17 protein-coding genes are annotated in these 19,869 nt (G+C 64.4%); 8 read left to right on the top strand and 9 right to left on the bottom strand.

Annotation, left to right across the window (positions count from 1 at the left end; genetic code table 11):
• Positions 1-71 precede the first annotated feature (71 nt).
• The 3 genes from J3E61_RS15235 to J3E61_RS15225 all read right to left on the bottom strand — a co-directional run bounded on the left by J3E61_RS15235 (position 72) and on the right by J3E61_RS15225 (position 2,887).
• A complete protein-coding gene (locus J3E61_RS15235) occupies positions 72-839 on the bottom strand; it encodes a glycoside hydrolase family 16 protein (RefSeq protein ID WP_210084125.1) in 768 nt (255 codons plus the stop codon).
• Positions 840-902: 63 nt separating this feature from the next.
• Positions 903-1,676 carry an alpha/beta fold hydrolase gene (locus tag J3E61_RS15230; RefSeq protein ID WP_210084124.1) on the bottom strand — a complete coding sequence of 258 codons (774 nt, stop codon included), beginning with the start codon at positions 1,674-1,676 and terminating at the stop codon, positions 903-905.
• The gene (locus J3E61_RS15225) at positions 1,673-2,887 is read right to left on the bottom strand and encodes a glycosyltransferase family 4 protein (RefSeq protein ID WP_210084123.1); all 1,215 of its coding nucleotides are present in this window, start codon (positions 2,885-2,887) and stop codon (positions 1,673-1,675) included. Before J3E61_RS15225 ends, J3E61_RS15230 begins: the two co-directional genes overlap by 4 nt.
• A 141-nt stretch (positions 2,888-3,028) precedes the next feature.
• Here J3E61_RS15225 and J3E61_RS15220 point away from each other — a divergent pair, with 141 nt between their 5' ends.
• Both J3E61_RS15220 and J3E61_RS15215 read left to right on the top strand, forming a co-directional pair.
• The gene (locus J3E61_RS15220) at positions 3,029-3,955 is read left to right on the top strand and encodes an endonuclease/exonuclease/phosphatase family protein (RefSeq protein ID WP_210084122.1); all 927 of its coding nucleotides are present in this window, start codon (positions 3,029-3,031) and stop codon (positions 3,953-3,955) included.
• A gap of 4 nt (positions 3,956-3,959) precedes the next feature.
• Positions 3,960-4,673, top strand: a complete 714-nt coding sequence (locus tag J3E61_RS15215) for a sulfotransferase family 2 domain-containing protein (protein ID WP_210084121.1) — start codon at positions 3,960-3,962, stop codon at positions 4,671-4,673.
• An 18-nt stretch (positions 4,674-4,691) separates the two neighbouring features.
• Here J3E61_RS15215 and J3E61_RS15210 read toward each other — a convergent pair whose 3' ends face one another.
• The 3 genes from J3E61_RS15210 to J3E61_RS15200 form a co-directional block, all read right to left on the bottom strand.
• On the bottom strand, positions 4,692-5,558 hold the full coding sequence (locus J3E61_RS15210) for a hypothetical protein (RefSeq protein WP_210084120.1): 867 nt from the start codon (positions 5,556-5,558) through the stop codon (positions 4,692-4,694).
• 158 nt (positions 5,559-5,716) lie between these two features.
• Entirely contained in the window at positions 5,717-6,961 is a 1,245-nt protein-coding gene (locus J3E61_RS15205; protein WP_210084119.1) for an acyltransferase, read from the bottom strand.
• 123 nt (positions 6,962-7,084) lie between these two features.
• Positions 7,085-8,080: a glycosyltransferase family 2 protein gene (locus J3E61_RS15200; RefSeq protein ID WP_210084118.1), complete on the bottom strand. Its 996-nt coding sequence runs from the start codon at positions 8,078-8,080 to the stop codon at positions 7,085-7,087.
• A 443-nt stretch (positions 8,081-8,523) separates the two neighbouring features.
• Between J3E61_RS15200 and J3E61_RS15195 the strand changes: the two genes are divergently transcribed.
• On the top strand, positions 8,524-9,717 hold the full coding sequence (locus J3E61_RS15195) for a glycosyltransferase (RefSeq protein WP_210084117.1): 1,194 nt from the start codon (positions 8,524-8,526) through the stop codon (positions 9,715-9,717).
• A 19-nt stretch (positions 9,718-9,736) separates the two neighbouring features.
• On the top strand, positions 9,737-11,530 hold the full coding sequence (locus J3E61_RS15190; RefSeq protein WP_210084116.1) for a GMC family oxidoreductase: 1,794 nt from the start codon (positions 9,737-9,739) through the stop codon (positions 11,528-11,530).
• On the opposite strand, the gene J3E61_RS15185 is transcribed toward J3E61_RS15190, so the two are convergent.
• Positions 11,413-12,258, bottom strand: a complete 846-nt coding sequence (locus tag J3E61_RS15185; RefSeq protein WP_210084115.1) for an NAD-dependent epimerase/dehydratase family protein — start codon at positions 12,256-12,258, stop codon at positions 11,413-11,415. The genes J3E61_RS15190 and J3E61_RS15185 overlap by 118 nt on opposite strands.
• A complete protein-coding gene (locus J3E61_RS15180) occupies positions 12,258-13,847 on the bottom strand; it encodes a hypothetical protein (protein ID WP_210084114.1) in 1,590 nt (529 codons plus the stop codon). The genes J3E61_RS15185 and J3E61_RS15180 overlap by 1 nt, the downstream gene beginning before the upstream one ends.
• Before the next feature lie 367 nt (positions 13,848-14,214).
• Here J3E61_RS15180 and J3E61_RS15175 point away from each other — a divergent pair, with 367 nt between their 5' ends.
• Positions 14,215-15,444 (top strand): teichoic acid transporter, encoded by a 1,230-nt coding sequence (locus J3E61_RS15175; RefSeq protein WP_192722485.1) that lies wholly within the window; start codon positions 14,215-14,217, stop codon positions 15,442-15,444.
• On the opposite strand, the gene J3E61_RS15170 is transcribed toward J3E61_RS15175, so the two are convergent.
• Positions 15,431-16,285, bottom strand: coding sequence for a hypothetical protein (locus tag J3E61_RS15170; protein ID WP_210084113.1), 855 nt, complete (start codon positions 16,283-16,285; stop codon positions 15,431-15,433). The two genes, J3E61_RS15175 and J3E61_RS15170, sit on opposite strands and share 14 nt — an antisense overlap.
• Here J3E61_RS15170 and J3E61_RS15165 point away from each other — a divergent pair.
• The 3 genes from J3E61_RS15165 to J3E61_RS15155 all read left to right on the top strand — a co-directional run bounded on the left by J3E61_RS15165 (position 16,242) and on the right by J3E61_RS15155 (position 19,861).
• Positions 16,242-17,240 (top strand): sulfotransferase domain-containing protein, encoded by a 999-nt coding sequence (locus J3E61_RS15165; RefSeq protein WP_210084112.1) that lies wholly within the window; start codon positions 16,242-16,244, stop codon positions 17,238-17,240. The two genes, J3E61_RS15170 and J3E61_RS15165, sit on opposite strands and share 44 nt — an antisense overlap.
• Before the next feature lie 110 nt (positions 17,241-17,350).
• Positions 17,351-18,637 (top strand): DUF1800 domain-containing protein, encoded by a 1,287-nt coding sequence (locus J3E61_RS15160; RefSeq protein WP_210085574.1) that lies wholly within the window; start codon positions 17,351-17,353, stop codon positions 18,635-18,637.
• Positions 18,638-18,655: 18 nt separating this feature from the next.
• Complete coding sequence (locus J3E61_RS15155) at positions 18,656-19,861, top strand: DUF1501 domain-containing protein (protein WP_210084111.1); 1,206 nt, start codon at positions 18,656-18,658, stop codon at positions 19,859-19,861.
• The last annotated feature ends 8 nt before the right edge of the window (positions 19,862-19,869 follow it).

The following is a 19,869-nucleotide window of genomic DNA, read 5'->3' as shown; positions in this document are numbered from 1 at the left end:
CCAACACCTTACTCCGCGACAAACCCGCCTGTCGGGCGATCGGCGCGCCTGTCAGCAAACGGGGCGGCGGTTCATCCGAGCGCGTATTCGCGTGCCCAGTCGATGCGTTGGCGGCCCCCCGCGGCAATGTCGCCGCCGAAGTTGTCGAGCTGCATGCACAGATGCATGGGCCCCGGCGGGAAGTGCGCGGTGTCCCGGGTTTCCCACCATTGGGCTCCGTCGACGAAAAAGGCGATGCGCTCAGGCGTCCACTCGACGGCCCAGCTGTGCCACTGGGTGGCGTCGATCGGAATCGTGGTGCCCTGCCGTTGATCGTCGAACCCGAAGTGCAACCAGCCCTCCGCGGTCTGCCGCGTCGGGTCCGGGATCTCCATGAAGTCGATCTCCCCGCCCACGGGCCAGTTCTCCGCGTCGGGCCAGAGCAGCAGCACCGAGTGATATCCGGGCGCGGCGGGAAGCGACTTCATGCAGACCTCCCAGCGGCCGAACATCTGGCCAGGCCCCTTGAGCGCCACTCCGCCCGAGTTGCCTTCCGCATCGCCGAAGATGGTGAGGTAGCCGTCTGCAGCGCTGATCGCCCGTGGCGTGCGGCGTCCGTTGCCGGCATGCCCGGGCCCGTCGTACAGCCACCAGTTGTTCACGTCGGCGGGACTGTCGAATTCAGAACCATGCACCGGGGCGCCCCAACCCAACGAGGCCGCGGCAGTGGTCGGACACTTCGACTCCGCGGCGGGCTCCGCCTTCCCCTCGATCGAGCAGCCCACAGCCCCCGAAAACATGGCGGCCCCGGCGAACACCGCAAACGCGGCGCGCCACCCACCCATGCTGTTGCTGACCATGTCGACTACCCCGTTGTAGCTCGTAAGAGCAAACCCCGTTTCACGTTACATGGTGGACCGGGCTCAGCCGAGGCCCGCAATCCAGTCGAGTACTTCGGTGCCCTGGTAGCACTTCGTCGCCACATGGCCGCCCTTGCAGTCGACGAGCGTGATAGCCGCTACCGACCGGAACCGGTCGGCGAACGCCCCCGCCGACGCGGAGCCGGGAATGGTGTCATCGGTACTCGAGGCGTACAGCCGAAAACTACGTCCTGCGAACACGTTTGGCGGCCAGGACAGCGGGTCGGCGCTCTCCGGCACGACGCCACCCCATGGGCCTTCGACGTAGCTGACCTTGCGAATCTCGAGGGGCATCCCCATCAGCGGACTGACGCCGACCATGCCCTTGACCTGATGGGCGGTGTCGTCGCGGATCAAGGCGAGCGCCGCAAGCGCACCCATCGACTCGGCGACGAAGAACACCGGTCCGGCGATGTACTTCTTCTGCGCGGCCGCGATCAGCCCACGGTATGCCTCTTGCGACGCCGGGTTTCCGAACGCATTTCCGCCGGCGTCCGCGGCGACCACGGCATAACCGGCACGCAACAACGGGTCGAACAAGTCGGTGTGCTTGCGCTCGGTCTGGATCACGTGGGCATCCTGATCGCTGCCGTGGAAGTACACGACGAGGCCCTTGATCGGCACGCCGGTGGCTGTCAAACCCCACGTTCCCTCGCCGTTGACGAGCACCCCGTCGACGGGCATGCCGTAGCCGACGGCTTCCTTTTCCTTCGCGCAGCCCGTCAACCCCACGACGATCGCTGCGATCAATGCGACAACGGTTAGAGGTTTGATCATCCGGCCATCGCTCTTGAGACACCACACATTTCGGTCAGCACCTCGACGTTTCGCGCGGCCTGGGTTTGGAGTCGATGATGTGCCAGCACATGTGCGCGGGCGTTGCGCCCCATCTCGATGCGCACCGCTGAATCCGTGGTGACCCGGCGGAGCGCGCCACCGAGGGCTGCGACGTCGCCGGGCGGCGCCAGCAGGCCGGTGACCCCGTCGCGCACGGCCTCGGGAACACCGGCCACGGCGTATGCGACGACAGGTGTGCCACACGCTTGCGCTTCGAGCAGTCCCAACGGCATCCCTTCCACCACCCCGGCATGCAACACCACATCACTAGCACGAAACAGGTCCGGCATATCGTCGCGTTCGCCGCAGAAGATGACGCGTGACCCAAGCAGCTCTTCTCCGATGGCGCGCACCTCGCGTTCGTACCCGGCAAACGCGCTTGTCACGCCCGCCACCACCAGCATCAACCGCGGGTCGTCGACCGATCGGACGGCATTGATCAGGTCCTCGATCCGCTTGACGGGGTCGAGTCGGGTCGCGGCAAGCACCATCAGGTCTTCTGCACCGATGCCGAGAGTTGCGCGAAATGCATTGCGGTCTGCGCCTGAGTCCGGCGAAAACACCTCGGTGTCGACACCGTTCTGGATGACCGTCACCCGGTTGCGCGCGACCGCGGGAAGCGACCGGGCGACACCGCGACTCACCGCCACCGTGCGCGTCGCGAGCAGCATCGCCCCGGCGCGCAGCCACTGCCCCATCCCCGGCACGGCTTCCTCGTGCAGATGCAGGACGACAGGCTTTCGGCATATCCGGCCCGCGACACTTGCCTCGGCGTGTGTCCAATGGGCGTTGGCCCATATCGCGTCGTAATCTCCCGCGCGCGCCACGTCGGCGATCAGCCTCGCCATCCTGACGCCGTCCCGGCCCTCGTTGGCAAGCCCGGACGGAGTCGGACGTCCTTCGGTGCGGATATTGCGGTCCACCGTCAGGTCGAGGTCGACGGCGACGAATCCGGCCGCGCGCCACACGCCGTGCAGTTCCACCGAACGCGGACCGCCCAGCACCAGCTCGACACCGGCCTGCCGGAGCAGCGGCGCCAGTCGCAGGATGTAGCGCTGCGCGCCCCACACCCCCCGCGCCTGGTCGAGGACCAGCACCCTGAGTGTTCGCGGCGGCATGAACACGACCTCCTCGCGTTCGCGGGACCTCACCACCCTATCGGTGCTGGACGGAATATCGGTACAAGACACCTTTGCTACCGGTACAGTCCCGGTATCGCAACGCATGAAGAAACCAAGGAGAAGCGCAGCTCCCGACCCATTCGGATGCGTCGCACGCTGACCGTCCTGGGGGTGACGGCGTTAGCCGTCGGTGCCGTCGGGCTGCTCGCACGCTATCTACCCATCAGCAACCATGCGCTGCTGGGCGCCGCGGTGATCTCGCCCTATCTCGGGCTGGCTTCCTTCGCCGCAGTCGTGTTCCTGCTATTGGCACGTCGCAAGGTCATCTCGGCCATTGCGGTCGCGACTGCGATCGCGACCGTCGCCGTCCAACTGCCGCTGTACATGAGCGACCAATACGACCCCAGAAGCATCCGGATCCGGGTGATGACGGTGAATCTGTTTCTGGGACAGGCGGATCCGCAGGCGGTCGTGGACAGGGCCAAGGCAGGCGCCGACATCGTCGCGGTCCAAGAGCTCACCCGCAGAGCGGCGAGACTGCTCTCGGCGGCGGGGTTGGACCGCGCTTTTCCATTTCAGACCCTCGACGCACGACCGGAAGCCTCCGGCACCGGGCTGTGGAGCCGGTACCCGATCAGCGATGTCCAGTCGTACAAGGACTACACGCACGCGACGTTGAGCGCCCGGATCCATGTCGACGGCCTGGCAAGGGACCCGACGGTGTTCGTCGCGCACATTCAAGGTCCGTGGCCAGAATCCGTCGATGCGTGGAAACGCGAAATCGATGATGTACAACCGTTATTGCAACGCCTCGCCAATGATGCGGGAACGGCTTGCGTCATTGCCGCAGGCGATTTCAACGACACGCTCGACACTCGGAATTTCCGCCGGTTGCTCAGCGGCGGTTACCGGGATGCCGCCGAACAGTCAGGAGCCGGGATCACGGCCACTTACCCGGCCAACGTCCGGCTGCCTCCCCTGGTCGCCATCGACCACGTGTTGACCAACCGATGCTCTGCATCGTCGGCCAAGACGGCCAAGATCACCGGCTCCGACCACCGGGCGCTGCTGGTCAGAGTCGAGGCACCAGAGTCCTGACGGCGTGATCATCTCCTTCGACCGCAAGTTCGTGTTCGTGCACATCGCGAAGACGGCGGGGGACTCAGTGACGAAAGTCCTTGTCCCCCACCTCGGCACGGACTCAGTGGTGGTCTCCAACGATTTTCAAGCATGGCGGGACCGCATGCTCCGACCGCGTTATCGGTCGCTCTACCGGCTGGCCAAGCACAGCACGGCCGACGAGATTCGCGCGGCGTTGACTACCGATACCTGGCACGGTTTCTACAAGTTCGCTTTCGTACGCGACCCCATCGCCAGGGCGGTCTCGCTCTACACGTTCATCGAGCGCAAGGCCGAGGAGCGGGCGAGGCTGCTACCGCGCAACCTGTGGTACGCGGTCATGTCCAAAGAGGCTGACGATCCGTTGAACTGGCCGGCAATGATCGCTTACCGCGAGACAAGCGGCTTCTCGGAGTTCATCCGCCATCCCTGCGCGCTTGACGACCAGGCCATGCATCCACAATCCAGCTTCTTGTGCGATACGTCCGGTGCTTCGTTGGTCGACTTCGTCGGGCGCGTCGAGCGTATCGACGAGGACTTCGGCGAAATCTGCAGGCGCATCGGCATTGGCGACATCCGACTGGGCCGGGCGAACAAGTCCACGCGAACGCTCCCCGGCGACGAGATCACCAGGGATGATCGCGATTACCTACACCGGCTCTTTTCCGTCGACTACGAACGCTTCGGGTACGCGTGAGCATGGTCATGGCGGCACTCAGACATGGCCCACCTTCAGTGCTTCCCGCATCACCGGCGCCAAGGACTCGGCGAACGTCGACGTCAGATGAAATTGGTTCTGGTATGCCAGGTAATTGCCGATGATCGCAGGGCACACATCGGCGGTGCATAGCCACGGCGCGATGTTCACGTAACTGGCTCCGGCCTTACTCGACGCATCGAAGTCCGCGTGCTGCACGTGCGTCGCTTTGATCGCCTCGGTGGAGCACTTCAGCGCGCTCGAGCTGTTACCGGCCAGGCAGCGGGGTGGGTCTTGATCCATCAGCGGCACCGAGCCGACGACGGCGACCCGGCGGTCAGGTGCCTGCAGCCGTCTGATCGCTGCGGCGTAAGCGTCGGCATATTCCTCGTCGGTGACGTTTTTGATTCGGTGCCCACCGCTGGCAGCGATTACCACTGCGGGATGGTGCTGGGCTACCCAATTGATGGCGCCGTTCCTCCACGCGTCACATTGTTCGTCCGTGACGTTCTTCTCGGAGCGCCCCCACTTCAGCAGCGGGAGGTGACACCCTGCCTGGTAGACAAGGCCGAAGCTGTAACCCAAGCTCTGCGCGATCTCGGCGACGGACCGCGACCACATCCAGGCTTGCGAATCACCGATCAGCACAAGCATTTTCGGGCCCGTCCCGTACGTGCAAGTCATCGACGATTCGAGGCCACCGTCAGCAAGCTCACCGCAGTCACCGCCGTCGGGCAGTCGCAGATCCTTTACGGCCTCGGCGATAGAAGGAGTCAGGTTGCCCGGTACATCATCGGTCTTCGCTCCGGCGGCCACTTCGGCCAAGATGTCGGTACACGGCTGCGATGGGCAACCGGCCGCGCCATTCGGCTCGATCAGGTTCACGGTCGGTGCCGATTCCTTTGATCCGCTGGCGCCGGGCGATTCAGTAACGGGGTTCGGTTGCCCTCCACACGCGGTGAGCATCAATGTGATTGCCACGACAGCTACGACTGGTCGTCGAAACTTCCGTTCCGCCGCAAGCAAGCAATGTTTCAGTACCCTCATGAGTCCTCCGTGATTGTGGTGGCCTGCAACGGGTTCCACGTGCCGTGATGCGTAGCAATGAAGGTCTGCGCGATAGCTATCTGGCCGACGATCAGCGCAGCTCCGATCCCAAGGGTCAGACCCGTGCGCGACGCGAGGTAGCGCGATCGCCGCACCGGGTTCTCCAGAAGGCGGTACGTCAGCGCGGACGCCAACACGGCGCCCGCGAGCAACGCCGTTACCTGAAGCGAGGTCAGCTCATCACCGAGATACTGCGCGGCGATGATCAGCGGCGGCCAATGCCACAGGTACAGCGAATACGATCGCGCGCCCACCCATTGCATTGGCCGCAGAGACAACATCCGGCCAACGAGCGTGCATTCGTTGGCGCATCCGGCGGCGATCATCAACCCGGTGCCGACGACGGGCAGTGCAACCGCAGAACCGGGGAACGGTGTGGTGTCGTCGAACAGCAGGGCGCTCCCGCCGATGAAGACCATCCCCAAGGCGGCGACAGTCTCGGCCACCCATCGCGAGGTGAGACCGCCCAGTCCTGTTGCCCCGACGGCGATGAGCGCACCGAGGCCGAGTTCCCACGCGCGGGTCAGCGGCGAGAAATACGCCCATGTCGCGTTGGTTTCGGTTTGCAGAATCGACCATGACAGCGAGGACGCTATGACGGCGAGCAGCACCGCGCCCATCGCCCACCGGTGGCGAGCGCCGCGCACGAGCAACACCAGCAAGAGAAACAGGCCGGGCCACGCTACGTAGAACTGCTCCTCCACGCCGAGCGACCACATGTGCTGTAGCGGTGATGGCGGCAATTGCGAGCCGAGGTAGTTCGTTCCGAGAAGGCCGAAGTGAATATTCGCCGCGAACGCCGCGGTCCACTTCGCATCGTCGGCAACGTCATTGCCCGCGATGAATCCCAGCAGGTAATAAGTCGCGACAACTGTGCAAACAACGACAAGCGCCGACGCAGGCAGGATTCGGCGCACCCGCCGCGCATAGAAACCGAGTATCGAGATGCGGCCTTTCTTCAGCCGCTCACGCAACAACAGGCTGGTGATCAGGAAGCCGGAGATCACAAAGAAGACGTCCACGCCGATGAACCCGCCGGTGAAGGGTTCGGAGTAGCCGTGGAAGGCCAGCACGAGACCGACAGCGACCGCACGCAGGCCTTCTATGTCGGGGCGAAATTGCGGACGAACGCGCGGCGACGAACCGGCTTCGGCTACGGAATCGACCGCGTCAGTGGTCATATTCCCCCGTTGATTCAAAAGGGGCGCCCCACCGCCCCCTGTTGATGTTCACGATGATAAGTCCCGATCCAGGCGGTGTCCCGCAAACGGTCCAGGGCAGCCTGCCGTGTTTGCTGACGGTGTTCAGGCCGGTTTGCGGCGTTCCCAGCACATCTGCAGCCTGCCCACCGCATTGCCGATGCCCGCGAGGGCGATGCCGATGAGCGCGGCACCCAATTGCAGCACCTCCTCTGGCTTGCCGGTGAACACGCCTCGAGCTGCCGCGGCGGCGTGGCCCCGGATGGCGCGAAGGACGAAGCTGAACTCGGCGGCCAGGCTGGCGGCCTCGCCCATCTGCGCGAAGGCCGGCACCTTGTCCCGATTGACGAGGAAGTTTCGCGTCCAGAAGTACCGCCACGTAACACGTTTCGCCGGCACGAAGTGGTGGGCCACGGCCCTCGGCTCGTAGAGGAGCGCCGAATCGCGAAACTGGTACGCCAGCCGTGTGCACATGTCCAAGTCGTCGAAGTCCACGGCGCGGAACCCGCCGAGTTCGCGAAACGCACTCGCCCTGACCGACATGTTGGCGCCGATGAGGCGCGGGGTCGGTGCGAGAACCGTCGGCAGCCCCTCGTATGCGCAACCGAAGATCCAGTCGAACGTGCGGGGAAACCAACGGGGTCTTGCCGTTTCGAAATCGGGCACGGTCTTTCCGCCGACGGCGACCACCGCCGGATCGTCGTAGGGCGCAAGGAGGTAGGAGAGGCAATCCGGCTCGGGCCACGCATCGTCGTCAAAGGTGACGATGACGTCGCCCGTCGCGGCTGCGGCGCCTGCGTTGCGTGCACTGCCGCCGCCGTATCCCCGCGCGACCCCGTCGGAGCTGGCCTCGGTGGCCACCCGCGGCACCCACTCGTTGGCATTGGCCATCACCTTGACCGGTACGGGCAACGCCGCCGATCCCCAGCGCCGCTGGCAAGCGGCGAGCAGCTCAGGGTTGCGGTCGATGCACAGGATCAGCTCGACCGGCAACCGGGTCTGCGCGGCAACGGCGTCGACCGCCTTGGCGATGTTGTCCCAGCGATCGAACGTGAACGCCGGGATCACCACCGACGCCGTCACGCGGTTGTTCTGCCTCACGAGCCGTGTCCCCCACCATCGTGATCGCGGAGTCGCCCACGGGGCTCCGCGCTACGAGCCTAATCGTCGCCTTCGTGTTGTCACGCTGAACTCCGATAGCCGATATGCATTTCGCTGACGTGCACTCCTGACGAAACTCAGCGAGCTTGGCATTACCCGGATAACGGGCAGAATTGCCTCGTCACCGGTGAAAACACGTTTGAAGACAAAAACAGCAGGCTATCGTCAGGCCTATGGGCTCCTGTGTAGCTGCGCGAGTTCCGCGCTAGGGCGCCGCATAAGCAACGACCTGGCTCTGTCGCGGGGAACAGACTCTGGTCGTGAAGTCGATTTTGGGGGGTTGGTGACCAGAAACAGGGCGGGGATCACTGCGCGTCGCGTCCGTTTCACCTCGAGGCGGGGCGGGCATATGGTGGCTGGCTGGCCGGCCTCCGGAGTGCTCCGTGCGTGACATCGGACGCGACGAGTTGCGGCCACCGGCCGCCGTGTTCGACGTCGACCTGTCGACGACGTATGGCGTCGAGAGGATGGATGTGACGCACTACCAGACAGCATGGTGTCTCATCCGGCGGAACACCGTCGGCGTCGCGGTTCGGTTTCTGGACATCGCGGACCGGTCAGCGCTCACCCTTGCGGAATTGAGGGACCATTTCGCAGGCAAGGACCTGCCCGCGCCCGTCGCGGCGACCGACTCCGTCAACAGCAGCTTGACCGTGGTGATCTGCACGCGAGATCGCGCCGAGGGGCTGCACAGGACGCTCACCAGTCTTCGGAAACAGGCAGACAAGAGCTTCGATGTGGTCGTCATCGACAATTCGCGGGAGCGGGACATCGCCGACTCGCTTACCGATTTTCCCGGCTTGAGCCTTCGCTGTTATCACGAACCGCTTCCGGGGCTGTCGCGTGCCAGGAACCGAGCACTTGGTGAGGAGCTCGGTGATCTTGTCGCATGGATCGACGATGACGAGGTGGCTGACCCAGAATGGATCACCTGGCTGAAACGAGGATTCGCCTCGCCGCACCGCCCGGACGCTGTCGTCGGCGTGATGCTGCCTGCCGAGTTGGAAACGAGCGCGCAAGTGGATTGGGAACGCTACGGCGGTTTCAACAAGGGGCGCGGCATGGAGCCGACCATCCTGCGGGCGGGCGCGCCGCCTGTCGTCGACCCGTTGTATCCACGACCCATCTTCGGATCGGGCGGCAACATGGCAATGCGAACGGCAGCGTTGCGCGCCATCGGAGGTTTCGAGAACCGTTTGGGCGCAGGGACATTGACGAAGGGCGGCGAGGACACCCAGGCGTTCTCCCGGCTCCTGCAGGCAGGCTCGGCAATCCTGCATTGGCCGCCCGCGATCACATGGCACTATCACCGCCGCACCGACGCGGCTCTGGAGAGTCAGCTGTTCGGCAACTCGGCCGGACTCACCGCTTTCTACATGAGCTCGCTTCTCGCCTCGCCCCGAAATGCGTGGCGAATCCTCGGGTTCGTGCCTCGCGAGGTGCGCGCGATGCTGAAAAACGGGCGGCGACGCGGGCAGAACCCCCTTCCAGAACGATTGTTCCGCGCCAGCCACAAGGGGTTGTGGCGGGGTCCGTGGTTGTACGTCCGCGAAGCCTTCAGACAGCGCAACTCCTAGGTCACGACGCCACGCAGCAATGATCATCTCCGGCAACGACATTGAGCAGGGAGCGCACCTGCACGCGCAACTCGTCGTCATCGGCGCCGGCCCGGCGGGCATCGTGTCTGCCCTGGAGGCCAGCCGCAAAGGCATCGAGGTCATCGTCGTCGAAACCGGCAACCGCCGCAGGCGGCGCGTTTACCAACGACTCTCGAAGGCACGCAGGCCACAGCCAGATCTGCACGCGCCGGTCGAGTTCACCGTGAGCCGCGGAATCGGCGGAACAACGTCGATCTGGGGCGGTCGCTGCGTACCCTACGACGCGGTCGACTTCGTCCAGCGCGACCTCACGCGCGATGCCCGGTGGCCGGTTTCGTACCGGGACGCCGTGGCGTTTCTGGACCGCGCCTGCGAATGGATGCAATGCGGGCGCCCGGTCTTCGACGTCAGAGATATCGAGCATCTGCCCCGCCACCTGGTTCCCGGTCTCGAAGACGGCGATGTTCTGACGTCAACGCTCGAACGATGGTCGCTGCCAACGAATTTCGGGAAAGTGTACTTCAGCGACCTGCGTGATACCCCCGGCCTGAGGGTTGTCACGGATACCACCTGTGTGCGTATCAATCTCAACGACGATCAGAGCAGAGCGACTGGTGTCGAGTGCAGGACCTTGTCGGGCGGCTCGTTCACCATCGGCGGCGACGACATCATCGTGGCAACGGGCGGGTTGGAGAGCACCCGATTGCTCATGTGCTCACCGGGACCGGCGGGAAAGAGCATCGGCGATCACTCCGGCCATCTCGGCCATTGGTACATGGCGCATCTCGAGGGCGTGGTTGCCGACCTCGTCCTCACCACACCGGCGGATCAGACGATTTACTACTACGAGCACGACGTCGACGGGTCATATGTCAGGCGCCGCTTCACATTCGACCACGACTATCTGATCCAACACGAGCTGCCCAACATCTCCGGCTGGATCGCCAACCCCGAGCTAGCCGACGCGTCGCATCGAAATGCCTGGCTCTCTTTGACGTATCTCGTATTGCACTCACCGCTCGGCTCGCTCGTTGCCCCGCCGGCGCAGCGCCTCCCCCTCACTGGTCGCAGGGTCCCTGGCACTCCCTACGGGATGGCGAGCAGATCGTCGGTGTGGGCGCATATCCGCAACCTCGCGCGCGAACCCGTCGCCACGATCTGGTTCGGACTCGGCTTCGGCCTCAAACGGTTGTTCTCATCTGGGCGCAGGCCGCCTGGTTTCTTCGTCCTCAACCGGAACAATCGATACCCGTTCCAATACCACGCTGAGCACCTGCCGCAGTACGACAGCTGTGTCAGGCTTTCCGACAATGTGGACGAACTCGGAATGCCTCGCCTCGAGATCGATATCCGATGGACCGACAAGGACATCGACGGCGTCATAGCGGCTCACCGGCACTGGGACAAGTACCTGCGTGCCAACGGTGTTGGGCGGCTGGAGTACCTGGCCGACGACCTGCACGCCGCGGTGCGCGAGCGCACCGGCGGAGGGTTCCATCAGGTCGGCACCACCCGGATGTCGAAGGACCCCGACGACGGTGTGGTCGATGAAAACCTTGCGGTGCACGGTATTCCCAACCTGCATGTGGTCGCCAGCTCGGTGTTTCCGACATCGGGACAAGCCAATTCGACGCTGATGGTCGTCGTGTTCGCGATTCGACTCATCGAGCACCTTTATGGCGCGACCAGCGGTCTGAATTCGATGCCGCGCTCGGCGAGCAACTCCTGCCCGGGCAGGACCTTCGCAGATTCGACGAGCCCGAGTAGTGAGTCGGATCGAAACGGCAATTGAACGCCCATACTTTCGAGCCCGCGCAGCACGGCCATCACCAGCCGGGCCGGAACAGGAAGGGCCGGGCGACGGCGGCCGTGATCTGAAAGTCCGACCAGAATCGACGACAGGTCGAGAGGCGTCGGGTTGGCGAAACCGAGGACGTGGCCCGATAACTCGTCGGCGAACTCGACCGTCCGTGCCATCGCCGCTGCGACGTCGGCCTCGTGAGCCAAAAACAGCTGTGCCGACGGGAATCTGGGCCACAGCGGTAACCGCGAAATCCGCTTCAAGGTGCCCGCCATTCCGCCGGGCGACAGCCCATATACCAGCCCGGGACGGACCACAATGCCGCCGAGATCCAGGGCTGTGCGTTCGACGGCGAGCTTCATGAGCCCGTAGGCCTGCCTGGTCCCGAAGTAGGCGGACATCGATGAGACGAACACGACCGTGCCCACGCCCGAGGCCACCGCTGTCTCTATCAGCCGCCGTGAGCCGACGACGTTCTGGCGCCATAACGCAGAGGTGTCTTTGCCGCTCAACACCCAGGCGGCGTGAATCAACGCATCAACCCCGTCGAATGCGTTGGCGTCCAAGGGTTTACCAAGATCGAAGCGCCGCCACTCTGCGACATCGACCTCAGGGCGGCAGCGCGTCAGCGCGATCACCTCGTGGCCCTTGGCTGTCAGCTCGCTGGACAACACGGAGCCCAAGTATCCGGTGGCCCCGGTGAGCGCCAACGTTGGCATCAGGTGGCACCGACGGCGTCGGCAGCGATGCGGTGCGCATTGGCCATCACCGTCAACGTGAAGGTGGTGGCAGGCACTGTCGGGAAGACGGACCCGTCGATGAGATGGACGTTGCGCCACGGGCCTACCCGGCCGAGGAGGTCACTGCGGAACTCGCCTTCGCCGCCGCTGGTCATCGGGAACGACCCGCCGAAGTGATAGCTCTTCGCAGGCGCCGAGATACGCGTCTGGCCCGGTATCGGAAACAGATCGAGTGCCGGTCCGCAGCGCCGGAGCTGACGAATCACACGCTTCAGCATTGGAGTCGTCATTTCGTTCTCACCTGACGTCACACGGACCGGCGGCAATGTACCGTCCTCTTCCGCAACCCCGATTCGTAGGTCAACCGACGGCGATGCCCACGATGGCAGGTAACCGAGGCCGACCGTGAGATGACGCAAACCTCTTCTGCCAAGGGCACTTAGCGGGCCAGTCGCGACCACGGCGGGTAGCGCGTCCACCATGATGTCGTTGTACGGGTAGCAATGCACGAGCGCGGCGTCCTTGCCGTCGCTGTCGAAGCTGACGAACAGGTTGAACTGGTTCAGCGTGAACTCGCCCTGCTGCGACAGCCGCGTCTCGGGCTTGCGCGACAGAAACGGCACCATGTACTGCACCGACTCGGCCATCCTCACCGTGCGGTCGGTGAGCCCGAGAGAGTTGGCGACTATCCTGGTCGTCCCGATGGCGCCGGCACCGATGAAGACTTTGTCTGCCCGCAAGGTCACCGGCTGTCGCGTCGCAATTTCGATCGCGTGAACCGAGACACCGTCGTCGCGCTCCTCGATGCGATGAACCCGCACCCCCGACCGGTAAGCGACGCGCCGCCTCATTCTGAGCTCGTCAAACGTTTGAGAGGCGGAATAGATCAGCTCATAGGGGCAGCCCGTCATGCACAGCCCGCAGAGTCGGCACGCCGAAGCCCGCAGCGCCAGACGTGCGTGTCCGACGATCACCCCCTGAGCCCTGACCTTGATGCGGTGCTTCTCGTAGCGGCGCAGGACCCCGGCGGTACGGGCCGTCACCTTCGGCAGCCGGTCGGGGGCGCCCATCAGGGGAAACGTCTCCTCGAGATCGTCCGACTCTGCGGCGTACGGGATGCGCTCGAGGACGTCGCGGTAGTGCGGTTCGAGATCGCTGCGCGCGATAGGCCAGGTCCGGAAGGTGCCCGTCGAGTACGGCATCACCTGCGCGCCCCAGGTGTTGGAGAAGCCACCGTAGGCACCGGACACCACCAACCGGTTCGCATCGGCGTCGGCATCGATCCGGTCGAGTTGGCCGAAGTCCTGAAACGGAAAGTTCGATCCGTAGATCTGTTTCGTCGGTAATTCGCCAGGACTGCCGGACTCCGGCCGCGCCGACACGAGTTGCAGATCGTTGGGCCGCCATGAGTCCGGTGCCGTTCGCGCCATCGCCGAGCGCGCGGTCACTCGCTCACTTTCGAGTTCGCCGCCGAGGTCAAGAACGGTGACCGCGACATCCGGTGTCTCGTCGAGCGCCAGCGCCGCGGCGGCCGCGGATGGACCCGACCCGACGATCACAACTTCCATCGCTCCCCGCCCGCACGACGAATGTCCGGTCATCCTAACTGCGCTTACGCCGCAAATCTGGCTAACCCTGCAGACCATTCGCAAATGCCATTGTGCTGCGCGCAGCAACCAGACCCCCGTACCATGCGAAATTAACGGCGGCTGACGGGGCAGCGGGCCGGGAGTGGGGCGCTCGAAGTGTTTCTGTGGGGGATCTGTGACCGACTCGTTTGACGAACCAGCCGGCAAGAAGGGGTGCGGAGCGCCCGTCAAGTCTCGATCAGACCCGCCGCCGCCGCGGCAAGAAGCGCCCTCGCAGACCCTGTTTCGACGCGTCGGCGGCAAATTAGTCGGTCACCGCGACATCGTGGTTGGCTCGGTTTCGTTGATGGGCTCGACGCTCGTCACGTCCGTCGGCGGATTCTTCTTCTGGCTCGTCGTCGCGCGCACGTTCTCACCGACCGAGATGGGCCACGCGACAGCCATCGTCTCCTCGGTGACAGTGCTGAGCGTGCTTGGCGTGTTCGGACTCGGCACCATGCTGGTCGGGCAGTTGGCGCAGGACCGCACGCGGATCGATCCGCTACTACCGGCCGCGCTTGGCGTTTCGGCGGTGCTGTCGGCGGCCCTTGCCACGTGCTTTGCGCTCGTCGTCGCCTCGCTACCGAACATGGGCCTGCATCACGTTTTCGGAACTCACTGGCCGACGTATGTGTTGTTCATCGTCGGCGTTGCCGTTTCGAGCTGGGCGCTGGTCTTGGATCAGGCTTCGCTCGGCGTCACCGGCGGATATGTCCAGATGACCCGGATGGTGCGAAACACCGTGCTGGTCGCGCTACGCATCCCCGGCGTATTTCTGCTGGCCTTACTGGTCGGCAGGACGTCCGACACCGTCCTGATCGTGTGGGCCAGCACCGTCGTGCTCTCGGTCGCGATAACCGCTCGGCCGTTACGACGACGGGGCGTGCCAAGCATGCGACTGCGCTCTCCCCGTCACCTTCGTGGATTGGTAACGCAGATAGCGCATTACAACACGCTCAACATGGCCATCAGCATCCCTCGGCTCGCGATGCCGGTTGTTGTGGCGGCATTCGCCCCAGGCAAGTCCACCGCGGTCTTTTATGTCTCGTGGATGCTCGTCGGCTTCCTCTACCTGGTGCCGACGCACCTCTCCACGACCCTGTTCGCGGTCTCGACGCGCGATCCAGAAACCCTTCGCAGGAAGGTCCGCTTCACGCTCTCGGTCTCTGTCGTCGCGGGATGCGTCGGCATGCCGCTGCTGGCATTGCTTGCGCATCCGGTGCTGTCGATCTTCCGTCCGGAATACGCGGATTTCGGGGCAACCACCCTTGCGATCCTGACCCTCGCCTATGTCCCCATCGTGATCAAACAGCACTACGCGGCGATATCGCGGGTGCGTGACCGCGTTCGGACGGCAGGCATGGTCTGCATGATCGGCGCCATTGTCGAACTTGTCGCCGTGGCGACGGCCATGAAGCTCGGCGGCGGGATCGACAGGGCGGCCACCCTGCTGTGCGGAGTGCTGTTCATCGAAGGGCTGATCATGCTGCCCCCGGTCATCGGGATACTGCGCTCGAACCGTGTCAGCTTCGCTTGACGAAAATTCTTGGCACCGAACGCAATCGACGGGTGACGCCGCGACGAGTCGAGTCGAGCAAGGCGCCGACAGCAAGTCTGCGCGAATATCGCAGTGGCGGCGCTCCATCATCCGGGTACGCCCACGTTTGAAGGTAGCGACGCTGCGCCTGCTCGTCGCTTTTCGATCCCGAACCCGAATACGGCTCCGGGGACGGCACGTCACACGCGACCCCCAGCTTCGCGCCGATATCCGCGATCGTCTTGGACTGATCGGCCACGAAGTCCTCGTACGCCAGGTCGACTACGTCGATGTCGTTGGACTCAAAGAAGAACCGCCACATGCCGTTCCACGCGATGAGGCGGTATGCCAGGTGGTCAGTCTCCCGGTTCTCGGTCAGCCCTGGCAGCGCCCGCGGGGCAGCGCTGATCTCGTCTGCGACGTCCCAGATGCCGGTGTGCAGGGACGCCCTGAAAGACACGGCCTGAGAAAGCAGGCGGCGGCGGTGCAAGAACAGGCATACGGTGCCGGGTTGGCGTAGCCACGCGTTGATCACTTCTGGATGCTTCTCCATCTGTGGCCAGTGCAACTTGGCGGCGAACACGCCGTTCGGCGTCGTTCGGTTGTGCTCGACCCAGTCAAGATAGGAGCCCGAACTGCGGGCCGCGATGACCGAGATGTTGACGGGATTCAGATACTCGTGAGGAATCCCGATACCAGCGCGAATCAACTGTCGCGCAAGGAGATACGAGCCAGACCGAGGGGTGGTACAGATTATCAGCCGCCGGGTCGGCGCCGAAGGTGGCTGGTCGAACTCGATGCCGTTGACGGCTCTTTCGGTGATTACCACTTCTTCGTACACGAGCTCCCCCGGATCGACGTCTCGATTGTATGCTGCGAGTTGCCGGGCTAACTCGGTAACCGCCGCAGGGGGTGTGGTGAGGGATTCACTGAAGGCAGCGCTGAAAGCCATCCCGCTCAGCGACGATCGCAAATACGGTTTGGCGCGGCGGCTTCGAATCGATCGCACGATCGCGGTGTCTGTCGGCCGCTACACCGAGCCGGCATTCCTCATCTTGGGCGCCCAAAAAAGCGGAACGACATCGCTTTACCGATATTTGACAGCGCACCCTTCGGTGAAACCCGCCCTACGGAAGGAGATTCACTACTTCGATCTCAACTTCGAGAGAGGCCGGAATTGGTACCTGACTCATTTCCCATCCCGCGTGCCGCCCGGGTCGATCACCGGCGAGGCGACGCCCTACTATCTGTTTCACCCTGCTGTACCCCGGCGAGTCGCCGACATGCTGCCAGACGCCAGGCTCGTCGCGGTCCTGCGCAATCCAGTTGACCGCGCCTATTCGCACTATGCGCACTCCGTCAAACACGGACTTGAAACGTCATCCTTCGAAGATGCGCTGGCACGTGAATTGAAGCTGATCGGTGACGGCGCCAGGCTTGCCGAGGACGTCGGCGACGACTACTCACACCAGCATCACACGTACATGAGTCGCGGTTTGTACGCCCAACAGCTTGACCGGTGGTATTCGCTCTACCGACCCGAGCAGATTCTCGTATTGAAGAGCGAAGATCTGTCGAACCACCCTGCCGCGGTCGTACAGCGAACGGTGGAGTTCCTCCGGCTTTCCTCCAGCGAAGTCGCCGACCTCAATTACCCACGCCTGCATCAAGGCACCTACGGCAGCGCAATGAGTCCAAAGACCCGCGAGATGCTGCAGGAATTCTTCCGTCCGCACAATCAAGATCTCGCAGCCACCCTCGATTTCGACATATCCGACTGGGCGCAGAGTCGCTAAACCGGACCGGTACTGCTGATTGTCAGCAAACGCGCTTCGGCAGCGGCGGCGTGGCTAGAATCGGATGGGTGGCTACGCAGTCCGCCGAGTGGATCGCCGCCGCACGGTTGATGCGGCGCATCGGGTTCGGCGCCGCCGGTGCCGCGGTGGACGCCATCGCGGGCGAGGAACCGTCCGCGTATCTCGATCGCATTCTTGCCTCCGATCCGGATGCCGATCCCGGGGCGATCGCGACGCCACTGCCCGAGCTGACGCCGCCTGCGAAACCGGCCGGCGACCAAACCGATGACGCCATGGCGGCCTACGAGGAACAACGCGACGCACAGCTGCGGACGCTGACTTCATGGTGGCTCACCCGGATGGCGTCCGTCGAGGAGCCCGTCCACGAGAAGTTGACATTGTTGTGGCACAACCACTTTGCCACCTCGGCAAAGAAGGTTCGGTACGCGGCGTGGATGGCGGCCCAGAACCAGGCGCTGCGCACCTTGAAGCTCGGCGACTTTCGGACCTTGGCGTACGCGATGCTCACCGACGCGGCGATGTTGCGGTGGCTCGACGGCATACGCAACACCGCGGCTTCACCGAACGAGAACCTCTCGCGTGAGTTCATGGAGTTGTTCGCCCTTGGACACGGCAACGGATACAGCGAGGTCGACGTCCGCGAGGGTGCGCGGGCGCTGACCGGATGGACGGTCGGCCGCGGCGGCCAGCCCCATGTTGTCGCCAAGGACCGCGACCCCCAGTCGAAGACAGTGCTCGGCGTCTCCGGCGACCTCGACGCCGCGGCGTTCTGCGATATCGTCCTCGCGGCGCCCGAATCCGCTCATTTCGTAGCCGGTCGGCTGTGGCGCCAACTCGCCATCGATTCGGCTCCGCCGCCGAGCACGCTTGACCGGCTCGTCACCGCATACGGCCCCAACCGCGATCTGATGGCGCTGACCAAGGCGATCCTGACCGACCGGGAGTTCACCGAGCACCCGGGCGGGATGATCAACACCCCAACCGAATGGGCGGTCGGGCTGGTGCGGTCGCTGCGCGTTCCGTTCGACGCCCGGCTATTCGATCTCCCGCTCGCCAAGGGGCTCGCAGACACCCTCACAAACCTCGGGCACAAACCCTTTTATCCCCCCGACGTCGGCGGCTGGCCGAGCGGTCGTGCGTGGTTGTCGAACGCCAGCACCGACATCCGATTCGCCGCGGCGGTGTCGCTGGCCGGTTCGGCTGACCTGTCGACCGTCGAGCAGGCCGCTGCCGCTGACCGTTTGGATGCCGCCGGCTATCTCCTCGGCATCGGCGCCTGGACCGACCACAGCGCGCACGCATTGCGCAAGTTCGTCGACAACCCGCCTGCGCTCGTCGCGGCGGCGGCGAACACACCGGAGAATCTGACTTCGTAAGGGGCATAAGGCACAGACATGGTCGAACTCACCCGCCGACGATTCCTGTTGGCCAGCGCCGGTGCCGGTGCGGCAGGGCTGCTGGTCGGTACCGCCGCGGTGACGTGGCCCGACCTGCTGGACGCGGCGCGTACTCGACCCCTTGCCCACGGCAGCGGAATCCTGGTGCTCGTCACGCTGTACGGCGGTAACGACGGCGTCAACACCGTGGTGCCATACAGCGACAGCGCGTACTACAGCGCCAGGCCCGAATTGGCCTACGACGCAACCGAAGTGCTGCACCTCGATGACCAGCTCGGGCTGAACCCGGGCCTCAAGGGCATGTACGAGCTATGGCAGAGCCGCCACCTTGCGGTCGTCCGCGGCGTCGGGTATCCGAAACCCGACCGCAGCCACTTCCGGTCGATGGACATCTGGCAGACCGCCTCCCCGTCGGAGCCGGTGAACACCGGCTGGATCGGACGTTGGCTCGACGCGAACGGCGACGACCCGCTACGCGCGGTCAACATCGGAGCCGTGTTGCCTCCGCTGACCATCGGCGAAAAGTACACGGCCGCAGCACTCATCGTCGGCGACGAGGCGGGACACCCGTACCAGGACACCATCGCCGCACTGGGTGCCGACGATCGCGAAGACACCCCGGCGATGTCGACTGTGCGCGCCGCCTACCGGGCAGCGCAGCGTGCCGACAGCGCTCTGCAACCGCAACCGGCCGATGCCGGCGCCACCGCTGCCTACGACGGCTACGACAACCCGCTCGGCGACCAACTCGAAATGGTGGCCCGCGCGATCTCCGCCGGCGTCCCCACCCAGGTGTATACCGTTTCGCTGGGTGGGTTCGACACCCACGCCGACGAACGAGACACCCAACAGCAACTACTTTCGACGTTCGATACCGCCGTCAGCGGGTTCCTGCAACGGATGGCGCAGGACCGCTACGGTCGCAACGTGGTGGTGATGGCGTACTCGGAGTTCGGCAGGCGACTGGCGGCCAACGCATCGCTTGGCACTGATCACGGCACCGCAGGCCCCGTGTTCATCGCAGGCGCCCAAGTCAAGGGCGGGTTCTATGGTGACGAGCCCAGCCTGACCGATCTCGACGACGGTGACCTCAAGGTGACCACGGATTTTCGTGACGTCTACTCCGAGGTGCTCATGCACGGCCTCGGCACAGATCCAGAGCAGATCGTGGGAGCAGGCCGCAGGGAACTCGGATTTCTGTGAGATGCGCA

The sequence above is a fragment of the Mycobacterium sp. OAE908 genome (assembly GCF_017872775.1).
GTDB lineage: Bacteria > Actinomycetota > Actinomycetes > Mycobacteriales > Mycobacteriaceae > Mycobacterium.
Note: the sequence above shows the minus strand (reverse complement) of the source record. Positions and strands in the feature narration are given on the sequence as shown.